Source organism: Nocardiopsis halotolerans DSM 44410 (assembly GCF_000341065.1).
GTDB lineage: Bacteria > Actinomycetota > Actinomycetes > Streptosporangiales > Streptosporangiaceae > Nocardiopsis > Nocardiopsis halotolerans.
In genome coordinates, this window is the sequence record NZ_ANAX01000053.1 from 36636 (window position 1) to 45287 (window position 8652).

Annotated in this window: 6 protein-coding genes; all 6 read right to left on the minus strand. The window is 70.5% G+C overall.

Annotated elements, in window-relative coordinates:
* Positions 1 to 111: 111 nt before the first annotated feature.
* Positions 112 to 1314: a sensor histidine kinase gene (locus D455_RS0104220; protein ID WP_017569518.1), complete on the minus strand. Its 1203-nt coding sequence runs from the start codon at positions 1312 to 1314 to the stop codon at positions 112 to 114.
* Positions 1311 to 2609, minus strand: coding sequence for a sensor histidine kinase (locus tag D455_RS0104225; protein ID WP_017569519.1), 1299 nt, complete (start codon positions 2607 to 2609; stop codon positions 1311 to 1313). Before D455_RS0104225 ends, D455_RS0104220 begins: the two co-directional genes overlap by 4 nt.
* A gap of 177 nt (positions 2610 to 2786) precedes the next feature.
* Positions 2787 to 3629, minus strand: coding sequence for an ABC transporter permease (locus tag D455_RS0104230; protein WP_017569520.1), 843 nt, complete (start codon positions 3627 to 3629; stop codon positions 2787 to 2789).
* 47 nt (positions 3630 to 3676) lie between these two features.
* Positions 3677 to 4675: an ABC transporter ATP-binding protein gene (locus tag D455_RS0104235; RefSeq protein ID WP_017569521.1), complete on the minus strand. Its 999-nt coding sequence runs from the start codon at positions 4673 to 4675 to the stop codon at positions 3677 to 3679.
* 247 nt (positions 4676 to 4922) lie between these two features.
* Positions 4923 to 7133, minus strand: a complete 2211-nt coding sequence (locus D455_RS0104240) for a heterodisulfide reductase-related iron-sulfur binding cluster (protein ID WP_017569522.1) — start codon at positions 7131 to 7133, stop codon at positions 4923 to 4925.
* Positions 7134 to 7697: 564 nt separating this feature from the next.
* Complete coding sequence (locus D455_RS0104245) at positions 7698 to 8609, minus strand: polysaccharide lyase (protein WP_017569523.1); 912 nt, start codon at positions 8607 to 8609, stop codon at positions 7698 to 7700.
* Between the last annotated feature and the right edge of the window lie 43 nt (positions 8610 to 8652).

Genomic DNA, 8652 nt, shown 5'->3' on the forward strand with positions numbered 1-8652 from the left:
GCTCCCCCCGAGGAACACCGGCCGCGGCGGGCCCCGTCCTCCGGGGGCCGGGAGGTCCCGTCGCGCTGACGTACTCGTCGCCTCCGCGGCCGCTACCAGCCGCGGAGGAGTTCAGAGCGGGAGGACGGCGCGGAGCAGGAAACCCCTCCCCGGTGTGTGGGTGGCGGAGAGGGTGCCTCCGCCCATGGCGACGCGTTCGGACAGACCGGCCAGCCCGTTCCCCGACTCCCTGCCGTCCCGGTCGCTGTCCCGGGCACGGTCGTTGAACACCTCCACCACGAGGACCCTGGGGCCCACGGGGGCGTCGCGGGTCAGGGTGAAACCGATCTGGCACTCGGTGGCCTCGCTGTGACGGAGGACGTTCGTACCGCCCTCACGCACCACCCAGGCCGCGAGGGCCGCGGTCTCCGACGGCAGTTCCAACCCCTCCAGCCCCGTGGTGACCGTCCTGGTACCGCCCGCGTCGAGCACCGCGCGCACGGCGTCGACCTCCCCGTCCAGGTCGACCTCCCGATAGCCGCTGACCGCCGACCTCACCTGCTGGAGCGCCTGTCTGGCCAGTACCTGCACCTCGGCCATCTCCGCGGCGGCCCGGTCGGGTGCCCGCTCCACGAGTCTCCCGGCCAACTGGGCCTTGACCGCGAGTGCGGAGAGGCTGTGTCCGAGCAGGTCGTGCATGTCCCGGGCGAACCGGAGCCGTTCCTCGCTCACCGCCAGTTGGGCGCGGGCCCTCTGCCCGGCGACGGCCTCGCGGCTGACGTCCCACAGCCACATCATGGAGAGCGAGGCCCCGGCGAGCATGAGGGCCCAGAGGATCATCCCGATCCACACGAGGAGGTAGAAGAGCGGGTGGAACTCCTCGAACCCGTACAGCGGAACGAGGAGCCAGGGCAGGACCAGCAGGGCGACGGTGACGTAGGTGCCGCGTCGGCGCGGAGCGAGGAAGACACCGGTCCCCCACCACGCGGCCAGGAGGAACATGGTGTTGATCGGCTCCTGGAGGCACCCGGCGACGACCGCGAGCAGGCCGAGGGAGACCCAGTAGGCCTTCGGGGACGGGTTCCGGTCTCCGTCCAGCCTGCCCCGGAGCAGCACGATGAGGAGAACGGCGATCGGCACGGAGGCGGCCGCGCCGACCAGGGAGCGCCACAGCGGCCAGTCCATCGCCACGGCCGTGACGACGTCGACCAGGGGAATACCCACCACGAGCAGCGACGTGAAGCCCACCGAGAACATGATGACGGTCCGGGAGAAGCGGACCCTGCGGTCGCCGTCACGGTCGGCGGCGGTGTGGGCCATGCCCTTCGCGTTCAACGTGGCTCCTCGGGGCGACGGGATCCGCCGGGCAGGGGGAGAACGGCTCTGAGCAGGAAACCACCGTCAGCCGTACGGGTCCCGGACAGTGTCCCACCTCCGCGGGAGACCCGTTCGGAGAGCCCTCCCAGACCACTGGCGGAGGAGCCTTCACCCTCCGTACCCCCCCGCGCGCGGTCGTTGAGCACCTCCACCACGAGAGCGCTCCGCCCCGCCTCGACGGCCTCCAGGAAGGAGATGCGGCAGCGGCGCGCGTCGCTGTGCCTGAGGACGTTCGTGGTCCCCTCGCGCACCACCCAGGCGGCGGTCCCGGCCACGTCCGCGAACCGGTCCAGGTGCTCCGTTCCGCGGACGGTGGTGGCCGTCCCGTTGGCGCGCAGGACCGCGCTGACCGACGCCAGTTCCTCGTGGAGGTCGATGTCCCGGTAACCGCTGACCGCCGACCTCACCTGCTGGAGCACCTGACGTGCCAGTTCGTGCACCTCGTTGATCTCGGCCGTCGAGCGCGCCGGGTCACTCTCCACCAGCAGCTCGGCCCGTCTGGCCCTGACCGCGAGAGTGGTCAGCCCCTCTCCGATCGCGCCCTGCATGTCGTGGGCGAACCGGAGCCGCTCCTGGCTCACCGCCAGCCGGGCCCGGGCCCGGTGCCCCTCCCGCGCGTCGTTGATGACGTCCCACATCCGGACCATGGTCAGGCAGCCGGCCGAGACCGTCAGTGACCAGAGGACCGCCATCAGCCAGGCGAAGACCAGCCAGAGCAGGGGCGGATCCCCCGGGGAGACGAAAGGATGCAGCGGAGACAGCGCCGTCAGGGCGAGGGTGACGTGGAGAGCGCGTCCCCGGGGCGCCGCCAGGACCACCATGGCCCACCAACCACCGCAGAGGAAGAAGGCGTAACCGCTGCTCCGCATGAGGCCGCACGCCAGGACGATCAGGACGAGCGATCCCCAGAAGATCCAGGGGGCGACCCTCCTTCCGTTCACCCGGGAGTAGGCCATCCAGAAGGCCGCCAGCGAACAGACCAGGGTCAGCGCGGTGGCCGCCGCGGAGGGCCAGACCGGATACCGCCCGCTCCCGCCGAACTCCTGGGGGAGCCCGTACATGGCCAGTTCGGTGAGCGGCATCAGGGGGAGCGTGAACGTGAACCACGCCAACGACAGCACGATGACCCACCAGGCGATCCGCACCCTGCGCGCGAAACGGGTGCCCGGCCCCGCTCCGGCGGTGGGGTCGGTGACGGTGTCAGCGGACCCGGTGCCCGTGGCCTCGGGTACCGGAACGGCCGTCTGGCCCATACCCGTCACACCTCCCCTCGCCCCGCCGCGGCGTCGGCTCCTCCGCGGCCGCCGTCGGCCGCGTCACCACCACCCTAGAAGGCCCCGTTCCCTTCGGAACGGTCGTCCACAGGCCCTTCTCCGGCGTACGGGCCGGGGGGACCTCCGTCCCGGTCCCCCCGGCCCTCCCGCGCCCGGTCAGGGCTGGCGGGGGTCCCACCTGAAGTACCTGCGCACCAGCAGCGTGAGCACCGCGATCCAGGCGAGCAGCACACCGAGCGAGGGCAGTGCGGACACCCACAGCCCGAGGTAGCCCTTCTCCTCCGCGCTCCCGAACCCGCCGAACGCGTCGTACCCGGTGTAGGCGGCCTGCGCCATCTCCCCGGCCGGAACCGACGGGACGAAGGTCATGACCTGGCGTGCGGTCTCGGGCAGGAACTCCAGCGGGATGACTCCGCCGCCGGTGAAGAGCAGGATCATCATCGGCACCATCGCCGCCATCTGGGCGGCCTCAGCGTTGCGGACGAACGGGGTGACCAGCAGACCCATCAGGGAGTACATGACGCCGCTCAGGATCACGGCCACGACCAGCATCAGCGGGTCCCGGGGAAGCGTCCCACCGGAGGTCGCGAAGACCAACCCCACCACCAGGGCGGCGATGACCAGGGAGAACAGGACCACAACCCCGATGACCGCGCCGAAGATGACCGACTGGGGGACACCGCTCACCCGGAACCGCTTGAGGACGAGGGACTCTCGCCGGGCGGTGAACACGTTCGAGGGGTGCCCGACCCCGAGGATGAGGCCGATGGTGCCCATGGAGGCGATCATGGCCAGCTCGGCCGCTCCGAATCCGGGGATCACCTCGTCGTTGGGCAGCTGGAGGGTCACGAAGGCCAGGAAGAGCGGCAGGAACAGGAACATCCAGGCGGTCTTGTACCGCACGAACAGGGTGAACTCGGTCCTGGTCAGGCGCAGTACCTGCTTCGTCCGGCTGATGGTGGGCCTGGACCGCTCCGGAGCCGCGGCGGTGGTGGTCATGTGTGTTCCTCGAAGGTCTGTGGGGGGACGGGTGGGGAGGATGCCGGTCAGTCCGTGAGCAGGTCCGCGGCGCCGTCGGCGACCCGCAGGAAGACGTCCTCCAGGGAGGCGCCGCGCACCTGGAGGTGCTGGAGCGTGATCCCGCGTTCGGCGGCCCAGGCGATGAGCGCCGCGACGGTGCGGTGCGCACGGTCGGCCACGTCACCGCCCATGGCCGTGTAGGTGGCCCACAGGGCCTGGTCGCGGGTCTCCACGGCGATCTCGGCCTCGGGCAGTTCCGGCAGGTCGCCGGTGCGCACGTCCTCGGGCAGCAGGAAGCTCACCCGGTCGCCCCAGCCCGCCAGCACGCTGGCCAGGGTGCCCTCGACCCTCACCTCGCCCCGGTGCATGATCGCCAGCCGGTCGGCGAGCCGCTCGGCCTCCTCCAGGTAGTGGGTGGTGAGCAGGATCGCGACCCCGTGCTTCTTCAGGCCGGAGATGATCTGCCAGGTCTCGTGCCGGGCCTCGGGGTCCATACCGGTCGTGGGCTCGTCCAGGTACAGCACCTCGGGCCGGGTGACCAGGGCCAGCGCCAGGTCCAGGCGGCGCTTCTGGCCACCGGAGAGCTGCCGGACCGCGACACCGCCCTTGTCGGACAGGCCCACCAGGTCCAGGAGTTCGGCGGTGTCCCGGGGGTTGGCGGCCAGGTCGTGGGCCAGGCCGATGGTCTCGTCGACGCTGAGGTCGTCCAGCAGGCCGCTGCCCTGGAGGACCGCGTTGGTGCGCTCGCGGACGCCGCTGGGCTGGCCGTGGGGATCGAGGCCGAAGACCCGGACGCTGCCGGAGCTGGGGCGGCGGAAGCCCTCCATGGTCTCGATGGTGGTGGTCTTGCCAGCACCGTTGGTGCCGAGGAGGGCGAAGAGCTCGCCGGGGCGGATCTCGAAGGAGACCCCCTTGACCGCCTCGAAGTCGCCGTAGTGCTGGCGGAGATCACGGACGACCACGGCCGGGCCGGTGGTGTCCTGTCGACCCTGGTCGGCCGCCGCGGTGTTCGCTGTCGTCGTCATGCGTACGAGAATCCCGCATCAGGGGTGCCGCGGCACAGAGTCCGTTGTCACCGGCTACCGGTGTGGAACCTCCCGGCACGCGCACTGACAAATGTCATCCGCGCGAGGAGCGGGCGGCCGTCCGGATCTCCTCCCTCCCGGTGGCCTCCCGGCTGGTCGGCGACCGGGACCGGGAAAACGGAGGGGCCGGTGCGCCGACCCGACGGTCGGCGCACCGGCCCCTCGAAGGACCTCGTGCCCCCGGGCGTCAGCCCTGGGCGTCAGCGGCCTCGGTCTTCTCCTTGGGCGCCTCGTCCCGGACCGAACGCAGCAGCAGCTGGGAGACGTCCACGACCTCCAGCGACTCCTTCGCCTCGCCCTGCGACTTCTTCTCGTTGATCGCGTCGCCGAGCATGACCTGGCAGAACGGGCACGCGGTGGAGACGGTGTCGGGGTTGGTGGTCAGCGCCTCGTCCACACGCTCGGTGTTGATGCGCTTGCCGATCCGCTCCTCCATCCACATGCGGGCACCACCGGCGCCGCAGCAGAAGCCCCGCTCCTTGTGGCGGTGCATCTCCTGCGTCTTCACGCCGGGCACCTGCGCCATGATGTCGCGCGGCGGCGTGTACACCTTGTTGTGCCGGCCCAGGAAGCAGGGGTCGTGGTAGGTGATGTTCTCCTCCACGGAGTTGACCGGCGTGAGCCTGCCCTCCTCCACGAGCTTGGCCAGGAGCTGGCTGTGGTGCACGACCTCGTAGGTGCCGCCAAGTTGCGGGTACTCGTTGGCGAGGGTGTTGAAGCAGTGCGGGCAGCTGGCCACGATCTTGGTGACACCGGCCTCGTTCAGCGTCTCCACGTTCTGCTGCGCGAGCATCTGGAAGACGTACTCCATGCCCAGGCGGCGCGCGGGGTCACCGGTGCAGGCCTCCATGCCGCCCAGGACGGCGAACTTCACGCCCGCCATGTCCAGCAGTTCGGCGATGGCCTTGGTGGTCTTCTTGGCGCGGTCCTCCAAGGCGCCGGCGCAGCCGACCCAGAACAGGTACTCGGTGTCCTCGGGCAGCTTGTCGTCGACGACCTGGACCTCGACCGGGTTCTCCTGGGAGGCCAGCTCCTCGATCCAGTCCATGCGCCGGTCCTCGGCCATGCCCCACGGGTTGGCCTTGTTCTCCAGGTTCTTCAGGAGCGTGTTGGCCTCGGACGGGAAGTTGGACTCGACCATCACCTGGTAGCGGCGCATGTCGAGGATGTGGTCGATGTGCTCGATGTCGACCGGGCACTGCTCGACGCAGGCGCCGCAGTTGGTGCAGGCCCACAGCTCGTCGGGGTGGATGACGCCGTTCTCCTCCTCGGTGCCGACCAGCGGCCGGTTGAGGAGGGAGAGGACGTCCACGCCCGCGTGGCTCTCGTCGGGCTTCTCGGCGAGGGTCTCCTCGGTGATGCCCTGGAGCAGGTACGGGGCCTTCTCGTAGGTGTGGGCCTGGAGGTCGAGGATGACCTTCTTCGGTGAGAGGGGCTTGCCGGTGTTCCAGGCCGGGCACTGGGACTGGCAGCGTCCGCACTCGGTGCAGGTGGTGAAGTCCAGGAGGCCCTTCCAGGTGAAGTCCTCCAGCTTGCCCGCGCCGAACGGGTCCTCGTCGGGGTCGGCCTCCTCGAAGTCGAGGGGCTTGGTGCCCGACTTGTCCATCATCTGCTTGGCCGCGCCCAGGGACGGGGCGCCGTCCGCGTTGCGCTTGAAGTAGATGTTGACCGGCGCGAGGAAGCGGTGCCAGCCGATGCCCATGGTGAGCACGCGGGCGATGACCACGAAGAACAGGTAGCTGATGACCAGCTTGAACGCGGCGACCAGGGCGATGGCGGGCTCGGCGATCGCGGGATCGCCGGGCAGGACCGCGCCGAGGCCGGTGGAGATCGGCGTGGCCCAGGCCGGGAACGGGAAGTCGCCCATGGCGGACTTGAACCCGCGGATCACGAAGATCGAGATCAGCAGGAGCCACAGGTAGGACTCGACGTAGTACGCGGTCCAGTGCCGGGAGTTGGTGAACCGGGACTGGCGGCCGAGACGCTTGGGCCCGTTGAGCAGGCGGTAGACGGTCAGGCCGACGATACCGGCGAGGCTGGCCGCGGCGATGACCTCGATGGCCAGGCCGTAGAGGGCCCAGTCGTGGATGATCGGCAGCTTGAAGTGCGGGTCGAAGACCTCGCCCTGTGCCTCGATCACCGTGAAGACCAACAGCGGGAACGAGACCATGACGAACCAGTGGGCGACACCGATCCACGGCCGCTTGAGCATCCGCCCGTGTCCGATGATCTCGATGAGCGCCATGGTGAACCGCTGTCCGAACGGCCCCTTGCGCTCCGGCTCCACCGAGCGGCCCACACCCACGGTTCGCACGATCTGGCGGATGCTCAGAGCGAACATGGTGAACGCGACCACGGCGAAGACCGAGGTGATGATGCCCAGTGTCAGGTACAGCATCGTCCGTGGCCTCCCATCCTGCTTCGTCGTCCGGTGCGCCACACACCGGGGGTCGACATCTATGTTACTAGCGAGTAATAGCGCGGTCGCCAGCGAGGTCGCCCAGGAGGGCGCCCCGCCCCGTCACCACGCGATCCCGGGCCGCGGAACCCGGTCGCCGCGTGTGCTCCGGCGCTGGTCCGCACCGGTGCTGGTCCGCACCGGCACGGCGGGACCGCGCTGGATGTGCCCGAACGGAGTTCGGACGCACCGCACGTCCTATATGTAGCGGACGGCGGTCACGGGACGACTCGACGGGGGTATCGGTGTCTTCACCGTTTCTCCCCTATTACCAGGTTGCGGCATGGGCGGGGGTGGAACGACCACGACTTCGCACCTGTGGACGACCGCCGGGGCGCTCCCGGGAAGGGGGCTGGCGCGGGAAGGGGCCGGGCGGTGGAACGGGGGCCGGGCGTGTGCGGGCACGGCGACGCGCGGGGTGACGTGGGCCCCCGTCTTCCAGTCCCTCCGGGGCGTCCCACCGCTGACAACGCCCGCCCTCCGCCTGTGGAGGAACACCGAAGGTCAGGCGCAGCCGCCGAGCTCGCAGATGTCGGCGCGCGAGGTGGACACCTTCAGGTCGTCGTACCAGACGTAGCTGTCGTGTGCCGGGGCGAACCCCTCGGTGGAGCCGCCGAAGAAGGACCAGAGGTAGGCCTTCTCCACCAGGTCCTCGTTGCTCACCAGGCGCAGACCGGTGACCAGTGCGGCGGACTCGCCGCCGTAGAGGACCTCGATCTCCCCGTCGGGGTTGGCCCGGCCGTCGGTCACGGTGTTGACCCGGACCCGCTGGACGATGTGCACCCACTCGCCCCGGGGGTAGTGGACGACGCCCCCGTCGACGCGCAGGGGCTCGGAGTCGCCGAACTCGCCCTTCTTGTCCATGTGGTAGTAGTACAGCTCCGCCCTGCCGTCGCGGCGCCAGATCACGCGCGAGCTGTAACCGTTCTCCCCCGTGCAGACGTCCCCGCCCGAGCACCCCGCGCCGCCCGCCAGCCCGAACCCCAGCTTCCCGCCGAACGAGGTGGTCCCCCAGCTGAAGTCCGCCCCGAAGCGCGCCCAGAAGGACAGGTAGTACTCGCGTGCCGGGGTGAGCCGGAACGGCGCCAGCCCGCCGGAGTCCCGCGGACCGATCTCCCCCTCGGGATAGGACACGCGCAGCGACTGGTCGCCCCCGTGGGCGGGCACCGAGTCGTCGATCACGGCGCGGTCCTCCAGGCCCCTGGCGCTGGGGGCGTACCACCCGTCCCTCTCCCACTCCGCGAGGGTGTAGGCGCTGCCCGCGGCCGGACGCTCGAAGGTGTTGTGCCGGTACGTGGGGGAGAAGACGCCCCCGGTCGGCGCGGGATCGTCCCCGGCGAACGCGGGGACGGCGCCCCACGGGGCCAGCAGCACCGTGGTGGCGAGCGCGGAGGCGAGCAGGGCCTTGGGCGTCACGGGCGTCTCCGTTTCACGGGTGCGAGCACGGCGCTGGCGGGGG